Origin of the sequence: Microcoleus sp. B3-D7 (assembly GCF_036705305.1) — a bacterium.
In the GTDB taxonomy this organism is placed as follows: domain Bacteria; phylum Cyanobacteriota; class Cyanobacteriia; order Cyanobacteriales; family Microcoleaceae; genus Microcoleus.
Map to the genome: position 1 here is coordinate 44,950 of NZ_JAUBUE010000022.1, position 22,326 is coordinate 67,275.

A 22,326-nucleotide genomic window follows, 5' to 3' on the forward strand; every position below is an offset into this window, starting at 1 on the left:
AGATAGATGTCGATAGGTATGAATATTATTTCTCTGTTTTCGGGTTGTGGCGGGTTGGATTGGGGTTTTCGCTTAGCTGGCTTTAATGCGGTTTGGGCGAATGAATATGATAAGTCTATTTGGGATACGTATAATTTCAATCATCCTGAAACTATTTTAGATCGCAGAGATATCAGAAAAATTAATTCTGATGAAATTCCCAACTGTATTGGGATTATCGGCGGGCCTCCTTGTCAAAGTTGGAGTGAAGCGGGGGCGAAACGGGGGATTGATGATAGTCGGGGTCAACTTTTCTGGGACTATATCAGAATTGTGCGGGACAAGCAGCCTTTGTTTTTTTTAGCTGAGAATGTTAGCGGAATCTTAGCTCCCAGAAACAAGGATGCTTTCACTTATATATTATCGCAGTTTGAGGACATCGGGTATCGGGTTTCGTACAAGTTGTTGAATGCTAGAAATTTTGGTGTACCGCAAGATAGGCAAAGGGTGATTGTTGTTGGCTATAGGGAAACTCGGGGTTTTGGTTTTGAGTTTCCCGAACCTGGAACCGATGTTTTGACGCTGAAAGATGCGATTTTTGATTTGCAGGCGATCGCCCCTATGTCAGTTAAGGGTAAATTAGATAATTATCACGATTCTGTCCCAAATCACGAATGTGCGGATTTGGGGTTTTCCAGCATTTATATGTCGCGCAATCGAGTGCGAAGTTGGTCAGAACCTTCTTTTACAATTCAGGCAAGCGGCCGACACGCACCTCTCCATCCTCAAGCGAGTAAAATGATTTTGGTTGGCAAAGATAAGCGCATTTTTGACCCCAATTCGCCTCAGCCTTACCGTCGGCTTTCTGTGCGAGAGTGCGCGAGAGTTCAGACTTTCCCGGATGATTTTATTTTTAAGTACAAGTATATTGCTGATGGATACAAAATGGTCGGCAATGCTGTTCCTGTGAATTTGGCTAGAGTTTTGGCAAGTAAGATTTTTGAGGATATTTCGACCTTCTGAAACAACACTTACGCCAAATCTCTATATGTTGATTTTTTACTCCGCGTGGGGGAAGCCAACGCTTAGGTGGCCGAAAGTTTGTTTAGGATTAGTTTCAACCACCGAGTTTTACTAAAAATTATCTGCGTTTATCTGCGGTTTCCCTATCAATCAAAGATTGATGCAATAAGTCTAGTTTGCTGTACAGATTATCACAAAAATTTTGTTAACTCGCCGAGATTGTGCTGAATCGCATTGATTCCGCGCAGGTGAGAAATGGGTGAACCTCCGTACAAAAAGCTATTCAAGCTGACTTGATAATTTTGCTGAACTGCTAAATCTAGCCACAAATTGTTAATCGCATCTCCGGGCTTGTAGTCGGGAATGTTGTGCTGATAGTAAGGAAAACTGTCTATACAAGTGTTAAAAAAGTTTTTGCGCCCGGAATGCTTTAAATACTGATATCGTGGTCTGAATTCTGTCCGATTTTCCAATACTGTATATATAGTATCGGCGAGAGATTCTGGGTTGAATTTAGCATAAAGCCCTGCACCTTCGGGGAAAACGGGCGAGTCTCCTCTGGCGTATTGATTGAATTCTTGGAAACAAATTACTGGTACGTTGCAACTCATGGCTTCCATGATGGATCGGTTTTTTCCTTCGAGGAGAGAACCGAGTACAAATGCTTTTGCTCGCGAATAATACAGGGGCATTTCGCTGTAGTAGTCTACTCTCGGTAATAAGTTAATGTAGTCCTGGGGATTGGTTAAAATTGTCTCGATTTGTCGCCATTCGTTTAAGGCGCATTCGTCGAGAGTGTTCAGGTTGCTAGGATCAAAGTCGTGTCCGGTGATAACTGTTAATTTTATCGGTTTTTGCGGGTATTTTTGGCGGTAAACTTTTAAGGCTTTGGCAATTGTTGGCAAGTTCTTTTCTTCGGAAATTCGGGCGACGGCGAGTAAATCGATGTCTTTTTCAGGGACATTCCTGGGGGAAATCCAGTATTCGTTGATGAAGTCGCAGTCTTGTAAGGGTATAGTTGGTTTGTGCGCGCGATCGGGATAAGTTTCGCGAAACCATTTATCCCGTTGCGGGTTTTTGTACAAGCTGGAGTAAGCATCGGCTATCGGTGCCCAAGAATATCCAATCCAGGGGGCATAGGTAAAGGAATGAAAGACTGATGATAATCCGGGAAATAGTTTGTTGATTAGTTCGACTGCTTCGCTGAAGTAAATTCCTTTGATGAATTTTCCTTCGTACATCAATGGGGGAAGCAAGACGTAAAAACTGACGGTCTCGAAGCGGTGGGGTTGATCCTCAAATATCTCCCAGGTAAAGGCGTCTAAGTCTGCATAAATCTCGGCGATTGGTTTGTTGACGTGGGGGTTGCGTAAATATGGTTTGTGTCGCTCGTAGTTGCCGCGTGCCATAGGTTTTTATAGTATGATTGTAAGTATTACTTCAACTTCGGTCTTCTTTCTGACTACTGACTTGTGGTCAATAATTAATCCGTGTATGCGTGTCAAAATCGGTGGCGTGCATTCCGTCTATTATAATCATTAACTGTCGTCTAGTGTCAGGGCGAGTTGGTAGATTTGGCGGCGGGGGAGGGATGTTTGTTGCGCTAGCTGGCGGCTGGCTTGGGAACGACTTATGCCTTCTGCAATTAATGTTTGCAATTCTGCTTTGATGGCGTCTTCGGAAAAGATTGGTGCGGCTGTTTGGATGCCGGCAATTACGAGGGTAAATTCTCCCTGGGGTTCGCGATTGGTGTAAAGATTGATCGCACTTTCTATACTACCACGCCAAAACTCTTCGTGCATTTTAGTTAACTCTCTCGCCAGCACAATCGGTCTGTCGCTTCCTAAAATATTTGCTAAATCTTGTAAAGTTTGTCGCAATCGGTGGGGAGATTCGTATAATATTATAGTGCGAGATTCTATTTGCAAAGCTTCTAAACTCTGTTGGCGTTCTTGACCTTTCACGGGTAAGAAACCTTCAAATACAAATCTCTCTGTGGGTAATCCTGATGCAGTTATGCCAACAATGCAGGCGGTCGGGCCGGGAATCGGAATAATGTTAATATTAGCATCCGCGCAAGCTTTGACCAACTCGGAACCGGGGTCAGAAATCCCAGGCATTCCGGCATCTGTGACGAGGGCGATATCTTTGCCTAAATGCAGTTTGTCGATGAGTTCGGGAAGTCGCTGGTGTTGGTTGTGTTCGTGATAGCTGATTTGGGGGGTTTTGATTTGAAAATGGTGCAAGAGTTTGCCTGTATGGCGGGTATCTTCGGCGGCGATGAAGTCTACTGTTTGCAAGATTCGGATGCCGCGAAATGTCATGTCTTCGAGGTTGCCGATCGGGGTTCCTACGATGTAAAGTGTTCCTGTATTGGGATTTGGCTGCATTTTGATATTTTGAAGTTTTTAACCGCAGATGGGACACGGGCGGGACGCCCATGCCACATATTTAAGAAGATATGAAAACCGGATTGTTTTTGGGATTGGCAACTTTAGATTTAATTTATTTGGCCCAGAAGCCTCCGGGTGAAAATCAGAAAGTTGTTGCTTCTGATTGTACCATTGCTGCGGGCGGGCCGGCGGCCAATGCTGCGGTCACTTTTAGCTATTTGGGGAATGCGGCGGTATGGGCGGGCGTTTTAGGCACTCACGCGATCGCTCAATTAATTCGTGCAGACTTAGCGGAGTATAATGTCAGGATAATTGATTTGGAACCCGGGCGATCGCACTCGCCACCAGTGTCCTCGATTATTGTAACTGAAGCAACGGGCGATCGATCGGTAATTTCCATCAATGCTACGAAATCGCAAGTTGACAGTCAAACAATTAACCCGGATATTTTAACATCAGTTAATATTGTACTGCTTGACGGACATCAAATCGCAGCAAGCCAAAAAATTGCTCAACTTGCTAACTCAAAAAAGATTCCAATTGTCCTCGACGGCGGCAGTTGGAAGCCCGGATTAGAGGAAATATTGCCTTTCGTTGAATGGGCGGTATGTTCCGAGAATTTTCATCCCCCAGACTGCGACAATTCAGAACAAGTCTTTGCTTACCTGTCAGCAGCCGGAATTTCCCATATTGCCATCACTCGCGGTGAAAAATCAATTTTATACCTCAGCAATGGCAGTTATGGCACTGTAGAAGTACCTCAAATTCAAGCCACAGACACTTTAGGCGCTGGCGACATCTTTCACGGGGCTTTCTGTCACTACATATTGCAAAATAACTTTATCGATACTCTCGCCGCAGCGGCTAAAATCGCTTCCCATTCCTGCAACAACTTCGGAACCCGCGCCTGGATGAATAAGAGTTAATTTTAAATTAAAATTAACCAAACTATCCGGTTAAAACCGCTCAAAGCTAGAAAACTTGAACTAGGAACACTTGCTGAGTTAAAATCCTGACAGCAACCTCGAAAAAATTTGTGAACTTCCCTCTTCTCTTCCTTCGCGCCCTTAGCGCCTGCGCGGTTCGTTAACAAAATTGCTATATTAGTAAGACAAGTTAAAGTCACACAAAACACTCCCAAAACAACATACCCGAATCATGTCTGACACCCAACCCCTAACTATCACCCTTCCCCCTTTGCGGATTACCCTAACAGAACAACAGCAAGTTAACCTAGAATGGCTGACACAAAACTTGCCAAATCTACTCACCCCAAGCAAACAAGAAGTCCCCGACAATATGAAACAGTGGGTGGCGGCCAACAAATTATTAAATCAACCAGACGCAGAAATCATTCAAGCCCTAATAAGTACGGGCATAGATGCGGAAACAGCCACGGCAGAAGTTAGGGAAATATCCTCTCATCCCTACTTTCAAGCAGGTAGCCATTACGTACAGTTATTGCAGAAATTAGAATCGCATCTCAGGATTAACAATCAATTAGCTGCATTGTCTTCCAAGTTTGGCACAATCGAACGCAAAAGCAGCCTTTCCAGAGAGTATTTTCTCGAAAATTACTATGCCAAAAATACTCCAGTAATTATTACCAATATTATGCACAACTGGAAAGCGTTGCAGTTGTGGACGCCGGAGTATTTACAGCAAAAATATGGCGATGCAGAGGTACAAATTCAAGCTAACCGCAACTCAGACCCGAATTACGAAATTAAGATAGAAAATCACAAAAAAATTGTTTTGTTCCGCAAATATGTAGAGATGGTGGTCAAGGGCGGGCCTAGCAACGACTACTACATGGTTGCTAATAACAAAACTCTGGAAAGAGAGGAATTTAAACCCCTATTCGACGACATTGAAATTTTCCCAGAATACCTAAATCCAACGGACACAAAAGGCCGAGTTTTCTTTTGGTTCGGCCCGAAAGGCACGATTACACCGCTGCACCATGACCCAGTTAATTTAATTTTGGCTCAAGTTTGTGGCCGCAAACTAATTAAATTGATTTCTCCGCAACAAACACCTCTGCTTTACAATCACGTCGGAGTTTTCAGCAAGGTGGACGGCGAAAATCCTGATTATGACAAATACCCGCTTTACAGAGATGCGAAAATTATTGAAGTAATTTTAGAACCGGGAGAAGCTATCTTTATTCCTGTCGGTTGGTGGCATCATGTAAAATCATTGGAGGTTAGTATTTCGGTTTCGTTTACTAATTTTGTGTTTCCCAATTATTATGAATGGAAATATCCTCATATTAATTGGTAATTGCTAATGTATGGTTTCCAGGGGCGGGCACAGGGGCACCGCCCCTACAGAAATCTGCGTTAATCGGCGTTCATCTGCGGTTCACAAAAAAGAAATTCATGAAAACTCTCGAAGAAATCAGCGAAATTGCCCGATCGATCGCCTGGAGTGCATCAGATATCCTACAATCCTATTATCGCCAGGATTCCAACACTCCTAACCTTGACATCCAAGAGAAAAAAGATGGCCCCGTCACCGCCGCCGATGTCGCTGTCAACTCTTACATTCTCGACGAATTGCAGTCGGCTTTAGGGAATGCAGAATTTGGCTATCTCAGCGAAGAAACTTACAAATCTTATTTAGAAAAAAACGGTCAAATTCCCTTATCTCAAAGTTGGGTTTGGATTATTGACCCTTTGGATGGAACGCGAGATTTTATTGACAGGACAGGTGAATTTGCCGTTCACATTGCTTTAGCATTCGAGGGAAGACCAGTATTAGCAGTTGTGGCTTGGCCCCAGCAGCAAAAGATTTATTACGCGGTGCAAAATGCTGGCGCTTTTATGGAAAGTCGGGACGGTTCTGCGGTCAAATTGCAGGTTTCTGCGCGAAACATAGTGGCGGATTTATCTATAGTAACTAGCCGCAGTCACCGGGGCGATCGCTTTAATCAATTGTTACAAAAACTACCTTGTCAAAATCAAATAGCTGTCGGTAGTATCGGCTGTAAAATTGCGACAATTGTCGAACAAAAGGCTGATGTTTATATTGCTCTTTCGGGAAAGTCTGCACCGAAAGATTGGGATTTAGCGGCACCGGAATTAATTTTGACTGAAGCGGGCGGTCGATTTACTCGTTTTGACGGTTCTACTTTGCAGTATAACCGGGGAGATGTGAGTCAGTGGGGGGGATTGTTGGCGAGTAACGGTTGCTGTCATGCTGCTTTGTGCGGGCAAGCCGAGCAGATTTTAGCGGGGATAGATGGGAGCTTGCGGTAGTAAAAAGTTTAGTAGGTGCGTTAGAAGACTGTATTTTCTGCCCGACTAATTGCTGACGCACCCTAAAATATGTATCAAAATAGCTGAGTTTGAAATTTCTGTACAATTGCACTTACGTTTCATAAATATGTGTGGTAAATCAACATCGCATTTTTTACAGTAATAATACTTAAGTATTTTCCGTGTATTTATCAAACTTTTAATTAATCAGGTATTTTTTAAGAAAAATTTACATATATTCCGTAAAAAAACTGTTATTTTTAGGACAAAAGATGAGAACTCACCGGGTTTTTACGGATAAAGGGTGTGTCTGTATAAATAAAAATTGATAGATGGTTTCGGACGCCAGTCACGAAATAGCGGAATTTTTGTATTTTTTTGAAACCGCAGTCAGGTGGATTATGCCAAATTTAAATATTCCAGTTTCAGTAAGGTCGATCGCCTTTATCGACACTCAAGTTGAAGATTATCAAAGTTTGATTGCTGGAGTAATACCGGGTACGGAAGTAGTCGTTTTGGATGGGAACCGGGATGCGATCGAGCAAATTACTGATATTTTACGCGCTCGTACCAATATTGACAGCATTCACATAGTTTCTCACGGCAGTTCAGGCAGCTTGCAACTTGGCCACGCTAGCTTGAGTTTAGATGATATAGAGTGCGATCGGCACGATCTACAGCAGTGGTTTTCCTCACGAACCGACTCAATCCCCAACAATCGACCTCACATTCTTTTGTACGGGTGCAACGTAGCAGCAGGCGAGACAGGTAAAGCATTTATAAAACGCCTGAGTGAGTTAACCGGCGCGTCGGTTGCTGCTTCGCAAAACCTCACCGGAAGTGCCGCAAAAGGCGGCGACTGGTTCCTAGAAGTAACATCAGGGAAAATAGCAACACCTTTAGCATTTCGGCCAGAAGTGCTGGCGGCTTACAGCCACGTTCTCTCCAGCTTCAGTACGGCTACTAACTTTAATGCGGGCTTTTCGCCGACGGCAACTCCTCTTTCAATTGATACGGGCGACTTTAACGGCGACGGTTTCCCCGACTTAGCCGTGGCAAACTTGGGTTCTAGAGATATTTCCATATTGTTGGGAACAGGTACGGGCAGCTTTGGTACTGCTACTAACTTATTTAATCCCGGCAACGAGGTTCCTAATTCCATTGCAGTGCGCGACTTTAATGGAGACGGCAACCTCGATTTAGCTGTAGCCAATCCTATTAGTGCCGCTAACGGCGATTTCGTTTCCATCCGGCTGGGGACAGGTACTGGCACTTTTGGCAATCCTACCAACTTCGGTTCAGGGATAAATCCTCGATCGATCGCTGCAGGCGACTTTAATGGAGATAGCAGGTTAGATTTAGCCACAGCCCCTTTGAGTGGCAACAACCTTTCAATTCTTTTGGGAGACGGTACTGGTAGCTTTAGCGATCCCGCTACCATTATTAATACCGCAGCATCTCTTACTATTGCCACAGCCGACTTTAACAGCGATGGCAAACTCGATTTAGTCACATCGAACAATAGCGCCACTAACAATATCTCAGTTTTGTTAGGAGATGGTACGGGGAACTTTAGCGCCCCCGTTAACTTTAGTGCGGGGACAGGGAATCACTTTGTCGTTACAGGCGACTTTAATGGCGACAGCAAACTTGATCTCGCCGTATCGAACACTGGTTCTAACAACGTTTCAGTTTTGTTGGGGGATGGTACGGGTAATTTTGGTACTGCTACCAACTTTAGTGTCGGCTCATCTCCCGAATCTGTAATTGCGGGCGACTTTAATGGCGACGGCAAAACCGATTTAGCCGCGTCTAACGGCGGAGATAACAATGTCTCAGTCTTGTTGGGGGGTACTGGCAGTTTTGGTACAGCAGTCAATTTTAGTGTAGGAACTGTTCCCCGTTCGATCGCTGCGGGAGATTTTAATGCTGACGGCCAGTTGGATTTAGCGACGCCGAACTTTACCTCTAAAGATGTCTCTATTCTGCTGAATACACGCAATACAGTTAATTTCGGTGCGGCTGCTTACAGCGGTACAGAAGGAACAACAGACACAGTAGTTAATATTCCCGTTACTCTCAGCGGCGGGACTCCTTTTGCTGATGTTATTGTACCAATTGCGATCGACCCCACTAGCACAGCCACCGAAAATTCTGACTACACCATTTCCCCTACATCGATTACATTTCCCGCAGGTGCGACAGGTGTGGAACTCACCCAGAATGTTGCAGTTACTATCAAAGCTGACAATCTCCCTGAAAACGATGAAACCGCAATCCTCAACTTTGACACAATTACAGGTGGCATAGCCGATACAACCGCTCAAACCACATTAACTATTCAAGCCAACGGTACTGTTTCAAGCCTGAGTCCGTACCAAATAGACCTCAAAACAGGCACAATTACCGGTGGGCAAAACCAGTTTATTTCTCTAGTAAATACCCCGGAAGACTCAGACGGCGACAGTTGGTTAGAAGCCGTAGCCAAAATCAATTTTGACGGCAACATCAAGAAAGCCAAATTCATCGTTGAATACGACCAAACCCCGTCAGGATGGACGGTAAATCTCGGCGACTCAGGGTCAAACGACGGCTATGGAGGGGATGGCAGCACTCAAAGCCGCGATGCCGAGATGAACATTGTTAACGGCAATATGAGCGTTTTCGGCAATGACTACAATACACCTCCTGGCGGAGAACTTACCCCAGCAAATGTGCCTAACTTTGTGACTAACGCTTCGAGCGTCGAGTTAGAAGTCAGCAACGAACAACTTGCGTGGGATAACAAAAGCGGGCTAAAAAATAGCTTGAATTCGCCGTATCTTTACGCCCTCAACGGTCAAGCTGATGCTACGGGGCCAGTCAATTCCGAGATTTACGCCGGATTTAACAGAGTGATTTCCGGGCCAGGCGATCGCATCGGATCGGGTGCTAGCAAGGTGACAATTCTGCTTAATCCGATCGACTACGCGATTACTGCTGGTGTTGCAACCGTTACTGAAGGCAACTCCGGTACAACTGCTGCCACTTTTACTGTTACCCGCAGCGGTTGCACTGACTTGGCGAGCACAGTAGATTATGCGATCGCAGGTACTGCTACAAACGCCAGCGACTACAACAACATCGGTGGCACATCCGGTGCAACTGCTGCGACTGGTACGATTAATTTTGCAGCGGGCGAGACATCGAAAACCATTACTCTGGATGTTTTAGGCGATGCGGCGAGCGAAGCCAATGAAACCCTTGAGGTTAGGCTGTCAAATCCCTCGAAATTAGATTCTACACCGACAATTACCACTGCTACTGCCACCACAACTATTACTAATGATGATACTGCCGGTTTCACTGTCAGTCCAAAAGCAAGATCAACAACAGAAGCTGGCGGCAAGGCAGATTTCACAGTCAAACTCGATTCTCAACCAACTGCTAACGTTACCATCGGTTTGAGGAGTGACAATGTTGCCGAAGGAACTGTTTCGACTGATAGCTTAACTTTCACTCCCGCTAACTACAATGAACCGCAAACAATAACGATAATTGGTGTTAACGATTTGGTAGCTGATGGCCCTCTACCTTACAAAATTGTCACGGCTGCTGCTGTGAGTACCGATGCTAATTACAATAGCCTCGATCCTGATGATGTCACTGTCACCAACAGTGACGATGACACTCCGGGAATTACAATTAATCCGACGGCGGGATTAATTACTGGGGAAGAGGGCACCAAGGCTAACTTTTCTGTGGTTCTAAATACTCAGCCGACTGCTGATGTGACTGTCGGTTTGAACGCGGATAATGTTGCCGAGGGAACTGTTTCGACTAATAGTTTAACATTCACTCCGGCTAACTGGAATACACCGCAGCCGATTACAGTAACAGGGGTTGAGGATAGCAGTGCTGACGGCGATATTGACTACAAAATAGTCACGGCGGCTGCTGTTAGTACAGATGTGAATTATAACAACCGAGATCTAGCGGATGTTACCATTACCAATAAAGACAATGATACCGCTGGTATTTCTATTACTCCCACGCAAACAACTGCTACAGAAGGCGGTGCGAATGGCAGTTATGGGATCGAATTAATGTCGCAGCCGATCGCCCCTGTTACGATCACTCTCACAACAGGCGAGCAGATTCAGGCGATCGCCCCTGTGACTTTCACTGCGGATAATTGGAACGACGCTCAAACAGTTACAGTGCAGGCTGTTGACGATACGATTGTGGAAGGGGGACACAGCGCTAATCTTACTCACAGTGTGACTAGCACTGATGCTAAGTATAATGTGGTTGTGGTTCCAGGGGTGACAGTGGCGATCGCAGATAACGACACTACACCCACGCCGACACCAGAACCACCAACGCCGACGCCAGAACCGCCGACGCCAACACCAGAACCGCCGACGCCGACGCCAGAACCGCCGACGCCGACACCGCCAACGCCGACGCCGACACCAGAACCGCCGACACCGACACCGCCAACGCCGACACCGACACCAGAACCGCCGACACCGACACCGCCAACGCCGACACCGACACCGCCAACGCCTGGTGGTACCATCGACACACAGAAGAATTGGTGTGGCGTAGAAGCTGGATTGGATAAACTTGAGAAAATTCTTGACGACCAATTACAGGCAGTTAACCTGCCGATTGTCGGCCCCCTCAAGGACATTTCCCCAGATTTTATTGGCGACTTCAAGACTAAGTTAGTCGATACGATTAAAAATCAGGGAAATCAAAGTCTGAGTCAGTTAGAAAGTAGCCTCCGCACTGCACTGGGCTCTGACTTCAATGTTGCTCTAACTGAGAATTCCAGTGCTGATGAAAGTACCTTGGTAATTACTCTTGGCAAGCAATATCAGTTTCCCGATCTCAATCTCTCGCAAAATTTAGGAGTGCCGGCATTAAGCTTAGATGTAGATGGAAAAGCCCAATCAAAATACAACTACAACTTGTCCTTAGGAGTTGGTGTTAGTAAAGATTTGGGGTGCTACATAGATACTGACCAAACCAAGTTAACCGCCAACATTGACTTGGGTCTAGATGACCAATTCAAGGCTAAAGGCAACTTAGGTTTTTTCCAAGTTGACCTGGCAAACGATACCAGCAACCCTACTAAAGTCGATGCCAACCTCGAAGTCAAGCTCAATGACTTAGACAATCTCGGCGGCCCCAATGATGGATCACGCCTCACCTTGCCAGAACTGCAAGGCAACTATCAGTTCCAAGACTTATTCAACGCCAGCTTAAGCAGCGAGGCTAATCTCGGTCTCACAGCAAAAACCAGCATCAACGGCAATGCTGCATTCCCCTCGTATAACTTCGACTTAGCAGTTGATTGGCCCATTTTAAATTACGCTAACGGTCAATTCACCGGGCCGCAAAAGCCCGCAGTTGCATTTAACAATATGCAACTAGATTTGGGAACATTTGTCAATAATTTTGCCAAACCAATTATCGGTAAAATTTCCGATGTCATTAAACCATTCCGACCAGTTATCAACTTCCTCAATGCCGACACCAAGTTACTGTCTCAAATCGGTCTAGCGGGGCCGTTTGATAAAAATGGGGATGGCATAGTCAGTGTACTAGAACTGGCAGCAAAAATCTCTGGTCGCGATATCGATACTCGGTTTTTAGAGGCGGTTGCGAAGGTTGATAAAGTTGTGGATTTGGCAAACCAAATAGCAAATTCTCCCGATAAAATTGACTTGGGTTCCTACACTCTGGGTAATATAGATGTTGCCGACCCAAGTGCTAATCTTCAGAAGGCTTTACCAGTTCCAACAAATGCTGTACAGCAAACGGCTAACCAACAAATTAACTCCCAAACAAGCGCCAATATCAAGGACTTCTTAAATGCTTTACAAGATATTGATGGCTTTGATTTGCCACTATTGACGAAACCAGAAACCGCGATTCAATTGCTGATAGGTAAACCGGATGTTCCGGTCTTCAGCTATCAGATGCCCAAACTGGCATTTGACTTTAATATCGAGCAAAAATTTCCAATCTGGGGGCCGATTGAGGGTTTACTGGAAGGAAATTTTAGTGCTTCAGCTCATCTAGGATTTGGGTACGATACCTACGGATTAAATGAGTGGAAAAACTCGAATTTTGCTGCGGACTCTGCTGACCAAGTTTTGAATGGGTTTTATGTGAGCGATCGCGAAAATGCTGATGGTACAGGGCCAGATGTTGACGAGCTCAGTCTTGACGCTAGTATTGCGGTGGGTGCAGGGATAGATGCGAAAATTGTCGAGGGTTATGTCAAAGGTGGAATTCAAGGAAAAGTCGGCATCGATTTGATAGATATTGGAGAATTCCAGCCCAAACAAGGCGGCGACGGAAAAATCCGAACATCGGAAATCACTTCGCGCATCAGCCAACCCTCGGTACTGTTTGATGTCACAGGACAAGTTAATGCTTTCTTGGGTGCTGAAGCTAAGGTAATTTCAGTCAAATTCTGTGAGAAAAGTTTCAAAATATTTGGTAAGCGCTTCCGTATACCTTATCCTTGCGGATTTGATTACACAACAGTCTACGATAATAACTTGGCCACATTTGAGTTAGCTAACTTTAGTTTGGGGCCGAGTGCTAGCACTAGGGGCAGAGCAATTGACGGTTACATGGCCGGGGCTACTGTTTTCTTTGATGGCAACTTTAACGGTATCCGAGATGATAACGAACCCTTCACCATTACTAACGCCGATGGCAGCTTTGACTTAGATGTCTCTCTTGACGATTTCGACAAAAATAACAGTGGTGATATCGAACCAAATGAAGGCAAAATTGTCCTTACCGATGGCATCGATACTTCTACTTATTTGCCGCAGCAAACCCCCCTCTTTGCCACACCTGATGCTATTGTTGTCACTCCGTTAACTACCCTATTGAGCGAGTTGATCGAGCAAGGTACTGACCCTAATCAGGCGCAAATTCAGGTAAAATCTGCACTGGGAGTGTCGTCAGCAATTGACTTGACTAGCTACGATCCGCTACAGGCAATTACTCAAAACGACCCGAACGCTTTGGCGGTTTATGCAGCACACGCGAGCGTGCAAAATACCATTGTTTTAGTCACAGATTTAATTAGCGGTGCTTCAACTACCGCGAAAAATGAGATTGCCAAGAGCGTAATTGCAGCCGTTGCCGATCAAATTAAATCTGGCACTGTCGATTTAAGCAATTCAACGCAATTGCAGGCGATTATTCAGTCGGCGACGAGTCAACTGCAAGTACCGCAAGTATCTAGTATTGCCTCGGAGGCTGCCTCTATTATTGCCGAGGGAAATCAGCGAATTAGCGCGATCGCCTTCAGCAATTCCTCGCCCTCAGATGCCGCGACAGAAATCGCCCGCATACAAAAAGTTGCACAAGGAGAAGTAGCCCAAGATTTACTGCAAGTCGCAGCCGGAAATAAGACGATTCAGTCGGCCATTTCCGAAAATACTGGTGCATCTTTAAATACCAAAATTCAGGTGGCGACAGCTAACAACCCAACAGTCCGCAATACCTTAGATACTGATGGCTCTAGCGCACCATCTACGCCCGAAGAACCATTCCCCAGCAGCGGTATTGAATTAGTTAAAGATGGGGAAAATACTAGCGACAGCACCGATGGCGATGATACCCTGACGGGCAGCGCTAGCGATGATATATTGCGCGGTAAAAAAGGAAATGACTTGCTGTTTAGCCTTGATGGCAATGATTGGATGAATGGCAATCAGGGGAACGACTTAACAGATGGTGGAATTGGGGACGATACGCTTTATGGCGGAAAGGGTTTTGATACTTTGACTGGTGGTGCCAGCAGTGACTTCCTTTCTGGCAATCGAGGTGAAGACATCGTAATTGGTGAAAAGATCGACGATACTCTCTACGGCGGTCAAGGCAATGATATTCTGCTAGGAGGTGAGGGTAACGATTTCCTCAGCGGCGATTTGGGGGATGATACATTAGTAGGGGATGTAGGCAATGATAAGTTCTTACTCTCTACAAATTCTGGTATTGATACAATTGATGACTTTGAAGTCGGTCAAGACTTGTTAGTATTGGGTAACGGGTTGAGTTTCTCGCAATTGGCAATTGCCGAAAATAGCGGTTCAACTTTAATCCGGTTTGCCCAAACAGGGGAGATTTTAGCTTCTCTCAGTGGTGTTTCTGCTAGCAATATTAGTGCGGTTAATTTCGCATTGCTTTGAGAGCGATTTGAATTCAAGCATTTGTTCTGTGAGACTTGGAAGTAAGTCCGCGCGTGCGAAGCTATCCCGTAGGGAATCGCCCTTAAAGAGTCTAACGAATAACTTGTAGGGGCGGTTTTACGAGAAATAATTGCCTAAAACCAATTATCTCGTAAACCCGCCCCCACCGCCCGAAAGTCCGCCAGGGGTTGAAACGAAGGGGGGAACCGGATCGCAGATCTGTACCAAAAATTCCGCTCTTAATATTTCAGTCTAATCACACTTGCTATTGAACGGTTTTTGTGTTAGGTGAGCCACCTCGCGCTGGCTCAACCGTAATGTTACTTAATAAATTTCCCCATCTTTATCAAAACTTTAATTAAAAAAGTGTTTATAAAGAAAAGTTTATATAGATTTTCTCAAAAAACAGTTATTGTTACTACAACATTCAGAAAGAGTTTCCGATGCAAGTCGCGAAACAGGGGAATCATTGTCTTTTTTTAGCTATTAGTAGGTGCAGTATGCCAAATTTAAATAATCAAGTTTCCATAAAGTCGATCGCCTTTATAGATACGAAAGTTGAAAACTATCAAAGTTTAGTCGCTGGGGTAACACCGGGTACGGAAGTAGTCGTTTTGGATGGGAACCGGGATGCGATCAACCAAATTACTCAAGTTTTAGCTCTTCGGACCAATATTGACAGCATTCACATCGTTTCTCACGGAGCTCCGGGTAGCTTGCAACTCGGCGACGTTCGCTTTAGTTTAGATGATATAGAGTGCGATCGGCAGGATCTACAGCAGTGGTTTTCGCCACAAACCGACTCAATCGGCGACACTCGACCTAATATCCTCCTCTACGGGTGCTCTGTAGCAGCAGGCGAGATAGGTAAAGCATTTGTCAAACGCTTGAGTGAGTTAACCGGGGCAAGAGTTGCAGCTTCCCAAAACCTCACCGGAAGTGTAGCAAAGGGCGGGGACTGGGAATTAGAAGTGAGTACCGGGAAAATTGAAACGCCGCTGGTATTTGAACCCGAAGTATTAGCAGGTTACGAGTATGTTTTGAATAGTTTTGGTGCTGCGACTAATTTTCCCATAACCTCAAGTCTCCGTAAAGTTGCCACTGGGGACTTTAATAAAGACGGCAACCTTGACCTAGCCTTGGCCAGCACTGGAACCAACAGGGTCTCGATCGCATTGGGAGATGGCACAGGCAAATTTGGCGCTGCCACTTATTTTAACACCGACTCGCCGAGCGATCTCGGTACCTGGTCTGTCGCTGTAGGCGACTTTAACAAAGACGGTAATTCTGACCTGGTTACGGCTAATAATTTTACTAACGACGTTTCTCTCCTGTTAGGGAATGGCGATGGCACTTTTGGTACTGCCACCTACTTTGGTGTGGGGTCAAGCCCTTATACCGTCGCTGTGGGAGACTTCAACGGGGACGGCAATTCTGATTTAGCTACAGCCAATCAAATCTCTAACAACGTCTCCATCTTGCCGGGTGATGGTAATGGTACTTTTGGCACAGCTACTAATTTGAGCGTGGGGTCAACTCCCTATTTTGTGCTTGTCGGCGACTTTAACAAGGATGGCAAGTCTGACTTTGCGACAGCGAACTCCGGTTCTAACGACGTATCCGTCCTGTTGCAGAATGCTGATGGCACTTTCGGTACCGCCACTAACTTTACCGTTGGAAATAGCCCTAATTACATTGCTATAGGAGACTTTAACGGGGACAATAATCCTGACTTAGCAACCAGCAATGAAAGCTCAAACGACGTATCAATACTGTTAGGAGATGGCACAGGAAACTTTAGTGCAGCTACCAACTTTAGCGTTGCAACACAACCCCTTGCTATTGCTAGTGGCGACTTCAATGCAGATGGAAAGCTTGATTTAGCCACAGCCAACAATGGATCGGGCGATGTCTCCGTCTTGTTTGGAAGTAGCAATGGCAGCTTTGGGACTGCCATTAATTTTCCTGTGGCAACCAATCCCCAAGGTATTGTTGTAGGCGATTTTAACAAAGATGGCTTATCCGATTTAGCTACGGCCAACTTTGGCGGTCAAAACACCTCAATTCTGCTGAATACAACCCCGGCGGTAAATTTCGGGGCTGCAAGTTACAGCGGTACAGAAGGAACTGCGGATACAGTAGTCAATATTCCCGTTACTATCAGCGGCACTCCTGACGCTGCTGTAACAGTACCAATTGTCCTCGACCCCAGTAGCACAGCCACCGAAAATTCAGACTACACCTTTTCGCCGACATCAATTACATTCCCCGCAGGTGCAACAGGTGCCGCACTCACCCAGAATGTTGCATTTACTATCAAACCCGACAATCTCCCTGAAAACGCCGAAACCGCAATTCTCAACTTTGGCACAATCACTGGTGGCGTTGCAGGTACAACCAAACAAACAACATTAAACATTGCAGCTAACGGTAGTGTTTCTTACGCTGTCGCAGCCGATATTGCCAGCATGGACGAAGGTAATAGCGGCACAACTCCTCTGACTTTTACCGTGACTCGCAGCGACGGCACTGGTGCAGCAAGTAGCGTCAATTATGCAATTGGAGGAACTGCTACAAACGTCAGCGATTACAACAACATCGGCGGCACTTCTGGGGCAACGGGTATTAGTGGCACAATCAATTTTGCGGTAGCGGAAACATCTAAAACTATTACATTAAATGTGGTAGGCGACGGATTAGTAGAACCCGACGAAACAGTTGAAATTACGCTGTCGAATCCTGTAGCACCAGGGCCGACACCTACCTTTACTGCTGCAACTGCTACAACTACCATCACAAATGATGACTCTGCAGGTTTCAGCATTGCACCTACGAACATCACTGCTACAGAAGGCGGCGCAACTGGCAGTTACAAAGTCAAGCTAACTTCGGAACCGACGGCACCGGTTAATATTAGCTTTAATACTGGCAATGCAATTAACCCGATCGCCTCACAGATTACTTTTGACAGCACAAACTGGAATGTCGATCAAACTGTCACTGTTAGTGCGATCGACGACAGTGTAGCACAAGGAACCCACAGCGGCACGATCGCTCACACAGTTACCAGTACCGATGCCAGTTATAACGCCAAAGCGATGCCCGATGTTACGGCTTCGATTACTGATAACGATAGTCCCGGTGTTTCCATCGTGCAATCGGCAGGCAGTACAAATATTGCTGAAGGCGCTGCAGCGGCTGCTACCTACGGCGTGGTTTTGACTACCGCACCTGCTGCCAACGTTACGATTAATTTTGACGCAGGCAGTCAAATTAGTGCGATCGCACCTCTGACTTTCACCCCCACTAATTGGAATGTTGCTCAAAATGTGACCGTTAGTGCGATCGAGGACAGCATCGCCCAAGGAACCCACAGCGGCACGATCGCTCACACTTCTGTCAGTACCGATACTTTGTATAATGGGCTGGCGATTTCTCCTGTGACTGCCACGATTGCTGACAACGATACCGCAGGCGTGACTATTTCAGCGACGAGTACAACTGCTACCGAAGGATTTGCGGGCACGTACAGCGTTAAGTTAAAATCCGAGCCGCTCGCGCCTGTGACGGTTAGTTTCGCTACAGGGGATCAAATAAATGCGATCGCCCCAATTACTTTTGACAGCACTAACTGGAATGTGGATCAGACTGTCACTGTTAGTGCGATCGATGACAGCATAGCCCAAGGAACCCACGGCGGCACGATCGCTCACACTTCTGCCAGCACGGATACCAAGTATAATGCGCTGACAATTTCTCCTGTGACTGCCACGATTGCTGACAACGATACCGCAGGCGTGAGTATTTCACCTACGAACATAACTGCTACCGAAGGTGGTGCGAATGGCACTTACAGCGTTCAACTAACTTCTGTGCCCACGGCGCCTGTGACGATTAGTTTCGCCAATGGCAGTCAAATTAATGCGATCGCTGATGTTACGTTCGACTCTACTAACTGGAATGTCGCGAAACCAGTGACTGTAACGGCTACAGACGATGCGGTTGTTGAAGGAAATCATACAGGCAGTATTTCTCATACGGCCCAGAGTGCTGATAGTAAGTATAGTGCGATCCCGATTCCGGGCGTGACAGTGGCGATTACTGATAACGATGTACCGCCGACGCCAGTAGTTGTCGAGCCGCCTGTCGATCCGGTAGTAGTTGTCGAGCCGCCTGTCGAGCCGCCTGTCGAGCCACCTGTCGAGCCACCTGTCGAGCCGCCTGTCGAGCCGCCTGTCGAGCCGCCTGTCGAGCCGCCAGTAGTCGAGCCGCCTGTCGAGCCGCCAGTAGTCGAGCCGCCAGTAGTCGAGCCGCCAGTAGTCGAGCCGCCAGTAGTCGAGCCGCCGCCAGTAGTCGAGCCGCCTGTCGAGCCGCCAGTAGTCGAGCCGCCAGTAGTCGAGCCACCAGTCATCGTCAATCCGCAACCGCCAGTCACTACAGGAACAGGCAACCCAAACATATTCCCGATCGGATTACCGAACTCTAACGAAACTCCCTTCCCAATAGCGCAACCTAACAATCAGATTCTTGGTATTGCCACGGTAAATTTTTCCCAAGCTACTTACCAAGTCAACGAAAGTCCCACAGGAGTCGTTCAGAGAGAAATTACCCTAACTCGCACTGGGGATCTAAACAACTTTTCCACGGTGTACCTAGAACCTCCTACTGGTTCAGCGACTTGGGGACCTGATTGGAATACCCCCAATTTCTCTCCTCAACTCACCTTTAACCCAGGCGAAAACCGCAAAACTTTCACAATTGACATTTTTCCGGATGGTCAATTTGAGGGAACAGAAGAAATTGCGTTTCGGATCGCCAATGGGGGGGGTAATGTCAATATCGGCACCCAAAACACTGCTACTTTGCAAATTTTGGATGCTCAGGGGCCTCCTACAATTAATTTCTCCCCAGCTACTTACCAAGTCAATGAAAGTCCCACAGGAATCGTTCAGAAACAAATTACCCTCACTCGCACTGGGAATCTAACCACCTTTTCCAGGGTGTACCTAGAAGCTCCTACTGGTTCAGGGACTTTCAGAACTGATTGGAACGTTCCGCCCAACTTCTCTCCTGAACTCACCTTTAACCCAGGCGAAAATAGCAAAACTTTCACAATTGACATCTTACCGGATGGTCAATTTGAGGGAACAGAAGAAATTGCGTTTCAGATCACCAATCGGGATAATGCCATTATTGGCACCCAAAACACTGCTACTTTGCAAATTTTGGATGCTCAGGGGCCTCCTACAATTAATTTCTCCCCAGCTACTTACCAAGTCAATGAAAGTCGCACAGGAGTCGTTCAGAAACAAATTACCCTCACTCGCAGTGGGAATCTAAACAACTTTTCCAGGGTGTACCTAGAACCTCCTACTGGTTCAGCGACTTTCCGAACAGATTGGAACGTTCCGCCCAATTTCTTTCCTGAACTCACCTTTAACCCAGGCGAAAATAGCAAAACTTTCACAATTGACGTTCTTCCGGATGCTCAACTGGAGGGAACAGAAGAAATTGCGTTTCAGATCACCAATCGGGATAATGCCATTATTGGCACCCAAAACACTGCCAGTCTGAAAATTATCGATGCTGAATCTATACTCTACAACCGCGCGCCGCAGCGGTATAATCTCATCAGCGATCAACTTCGTTCCAATCCCCGCGGCAACTTCAATTTCACTCTTGCTCCAGACACGTTTACTGATCCCGATCCAGGTGACAGCCTCACTTACTCGTACTCGATAAATCTAAACCCGAACTTCCTCCCCCCCGGGCTGACCTTCGACCCCAATACCGGCACCATCATTCCACCCGATTGGCTTAAGTTCGACCCGAATACGCGGACCTTTAGCGTGAATTTCGATGCGGCAAAAGCCTTCTCAAACACCATTTTCCCAATTAAGGTGACAGCAACGGACAATGCCGGTGCCAGTGTCAGCGACGAATTTAACCTGCGATTCAATGCCATTGAGGGCATCGTAATTGACGGTTATATCTCCGGTGCTACTCTCTTCCTAGACGCCAACAAAAACGGCGTCCTCGATACCAACGAACCATCCACCACAACTAACAGCAGCGGTGAGTTTAATCTCAACATCCCCTTCGAGACATTCGATACCAACAAAAACGGAGAAATCGACCCATCAGAAGGCAATCTAGTAGCCATAGGAGGCATTGACACCGCCACCGGCTTACCCCTAGAAACACCAGTCACCGCACCCCCAGATGCGAGTGTAGTCACCCTCCTAACCACCTTAATCGCCGACTTAATCGACAAAGGAATTGCACCAGAATCAGCACAATCTTTAGTCAAAGCCGCCCTTTCTCTCCCCGCCGATGTTGACCTAACTAGCTTAGACCCAATAGCAGCTACCAACAACAACGTACCGGGCGGAGTCCAAGTCTTATCCGCAATGGTGAAAGTCCAAAACTTCATCACCCAAACCAGCGCTTTGATTGACGGTGCTTCCAGTGCAGTCAATACTGATATTGTCAAAGCTGTTGTCAGTTCAATTACGGCTCAAATTCAATCCGGTACAGTCTTAAACCTCAGCAATGCCGCAGCCTTAGAACCAATCATTCAGCAAGCAGCAGCTAAAATCCAGCAAATAGACCCCAGTTTCAACTCTCAACAAGTCAGCCAAATTACCTCGCAATCCGCGACAGTAATGGCAACAGCCAATCAGCGCATTGATGCGGCTGTCTCCAACCCAACAGCAACCTCAATTCCTGAATCACTTGCCCGCCTCCAACAAGTAGCCTTGGGCCCAACAACTCAAGAATTCAAAGAAGTTGGTACAGGAAATAAACCAATTTCCCAGGTAGTTGCTGACAATACTGGTACTACTTTAGATAGCAGAGTTGAAGCGGTAGTATTGCCGACTGGGATTGCGACTCCTGTTGTCAGTGGCGATGCTGATTTGGGCAGCAATTCCCCCAATGCAATTCTCGGTACCAATGGCGACGATATCCTGACGGGCGACAGCGCGAATAATGTGTTGATGGGGATGAGGGGCAATGATTCCCTCGATGGAGTTCTGGGAAATGACACAGTTTTCGGTGGCAAAGGTAGCGATACAATCCTGGGAAGTAGCGGTGATGATGCCTTGTTTGCCGGCCGCGGTGCTGACATTGTGAATGGCGATGATGGTAATGATATTCTTTACGGAGGTAAGGGAGATGATTTGCTGAATGGCGGTTTGGGAATTGATAGTTTGATAGGAGGAATGGGAGTAGATAAGTTCTTACTCTCTACGAATTCCGGTACTGATACGATTACTGATTTTGAAGTCGGTAAGGACTTGTTAGTATTGGGTAACGGGTTGAGTTTCTCGCAATTGGCGATCGCTCAAGATAGCGGTGCGACATTAATCCGGTTGGCACAAACCGGGGAGATTTTAGCTTCTCTCAATGGTGTTTCTGCTAGCAATATTAATGCCGTTAATTTCGGATTGCTTTGAGATTGAA

At 46.3% G+C, this 22,326-nt stretch carries 8 protein-coding genes; 6 read left to right on the forward strand and 2 right to left on the reverse strand.

Annotation, left to right across the window (positions count from 1 at the left end):
- The first annotated feature begins 18 nt into the window (after window positions 1-18).
- The gene (locus tag QUB25_RS16295; RefSeq protein ID WP_333184194.1) at window positions 19-1,002 is read left to right on the forward strand and encodes a DNA cytosine methyltransferase; all 984 of its coding nucleotides are present in this window, start codon (window positions 19-21) and stop codon (window positions 1,000-1,002) included.
- Between the two features lie 191 nt (window positions 1,003-1,193).
- Here the strand turns inward: QUB25_RS16295 and QUB25_RS16300 are convergent, their stop codons facing one another.
- Window positions 1,194-2,411: a glycosyltransferase gene (locus tag QUB25_RS16300; RefSeq protein WP_333184196.1), complete on the reverse strand. Its 1,218-nt coding sequence runs from the start codon at window positions 2,409-2,411 to the stop codon at window positions 1,194-1,196.
- 129 nt (window positions 2,412-2,540) lie between these two features.
- Entirely contained in the window at window positions 2,541-3,392 is an 852-nt protein-coding gene (rsmI, locus tag QUB25_RS16305; protein ID WP_333184199.1) for a 16S rRNA (cytidine(1402)-2'-O)-methyltransferase, read from the reverse strand.
- A gap of 71 nt (window positions 3,393-3,463) precedes the next feature.
- Between rsmI and QUB25_RS16310 the strand changes: the two genes are divergently transcribed.
- The 5 genes from QUB25_RS16310 (at window position 3,464) to QUB25_RS16330 (ending at window position 22,319) form a co-directional block, all read left to right on the forward strand.
- Window positions 3,464-4,321, forward strand: a complete 858-nt coding sequence (locus tag QUB25_RS16310; protein WP_333184201.1) for a sugar kinase — start codon at window positions 3,464-3,466, stop codon at window positions 4,319-4,321.
- Window positions 4,322-4,553: 232 nt separating this feature from the next.
- A complete protein-coding gene (locus QUB25_RS16315; protein WP_333184203.1) occupies window positions 4,554-5,678 on the forward strand; it encodes a cupin-like domain-containing protein in 1,125 nt (374 codons plus the stop codon).
- Between the two features lie 98 nt (window positions 5,679-5,776).
- Window positions 5,777-6,655, forward strand: a complete 879-nt coding sequence (locus tag QUB25_RS16320; protein WP_333184205.1) for an inositol monophosphatase family protein — start codon at window positions 5,777-5,779, stop codon at window positions 6,653-6,655.
- A gap of 332 nt (window positions 6,656-6,987) precedes the next feature.
- On the forward strand, window positions 6,988-14,862 hold the full coding sequence (locus tag QUB25_RS16325) for a DUF4347 domain-containing protein (protein WP_333184207.1): 7,875 nt from the start codon (window positions 6,988-6,990) through the stop codon (window positions 14,860-14,862).
- A gap of 500 nt (window positions 14,863-15,362) precedes the next feature.
- Window positions 15,363-22,319 (forward strand): DUF4347 domain-containing protein, encoded by a 6,957-nt coding sequence (locus QUB25_RS16330; protein WP_333184209.1) that lies wholly within the window; start codon window positions 15,363-15,365, stop codon window positions 22,317-22,319.
- Window positions 22,320-22,326 lie beyond the last annotated feature (7 nt).

What these genes read in the sequence shown, in the direction of transcription:
- QUB25_RS16325 (WP_333184207.1), top strand. Translation starts at nt 6,988, where the DNA reads ATGGTTTCGGACGCCAGTCACGAAATAGCGGAATTTTTGTATTTTTTT.
- rsmI (WP_333184199.1), bottom strand. Translation starts at nt 3,392, where the DNA reads ATGCAGCCAAATCCCAATACAGGAACACTTTACATCGTAGGAACCCCG.
- QUB25_RS16315 (WP_333184203.1), top strand. Translation starts at nt 4,554, where the DNA reads ATGTCTGACACCCAACCCCTAACTATCACCCTTCCCCCTTTGCGGATT.
- QUB25_RS16300 (WP_333184196.1), bottom strand. Translation starts at nt 2,411, where the DNA reads ATGGCACGCGGCAACTACGAGCGACACAAACCATATTTACGCAACCCC.
- QUB25_RS16295 (WP_333184194.1), top strand. Translation starts at nt 19, where the DNA reads ATGAATATTATTTCTCTGTTTTCGGGTTGTGGCGGGTTGGATTGGGGT.
- QUB25_RS16330 (WP_333184209.1), top strand. Translation starts at nt 15,363, where the DNA reads ATGCCAAATTTAAATAATCAAGTTTCCATAAAGTCGATCGCCTTTATA.
- QUB25_RS16320 (WP_333184205.1), top strand. Translation starts at nt 5,777, where the DNA reads ATGAAAACTCTCGAAGAAATCAGCGAAATTGCCCGATCGATCGCCTGG.
- QUB25_RS16310 (WP_333184201.1), top strand. Translation starts at nt 3,464, where the DNA reads ATGAAAACCGGATTGTTTTTGGGATTGGCAACTTTAGATTTAATTTAT.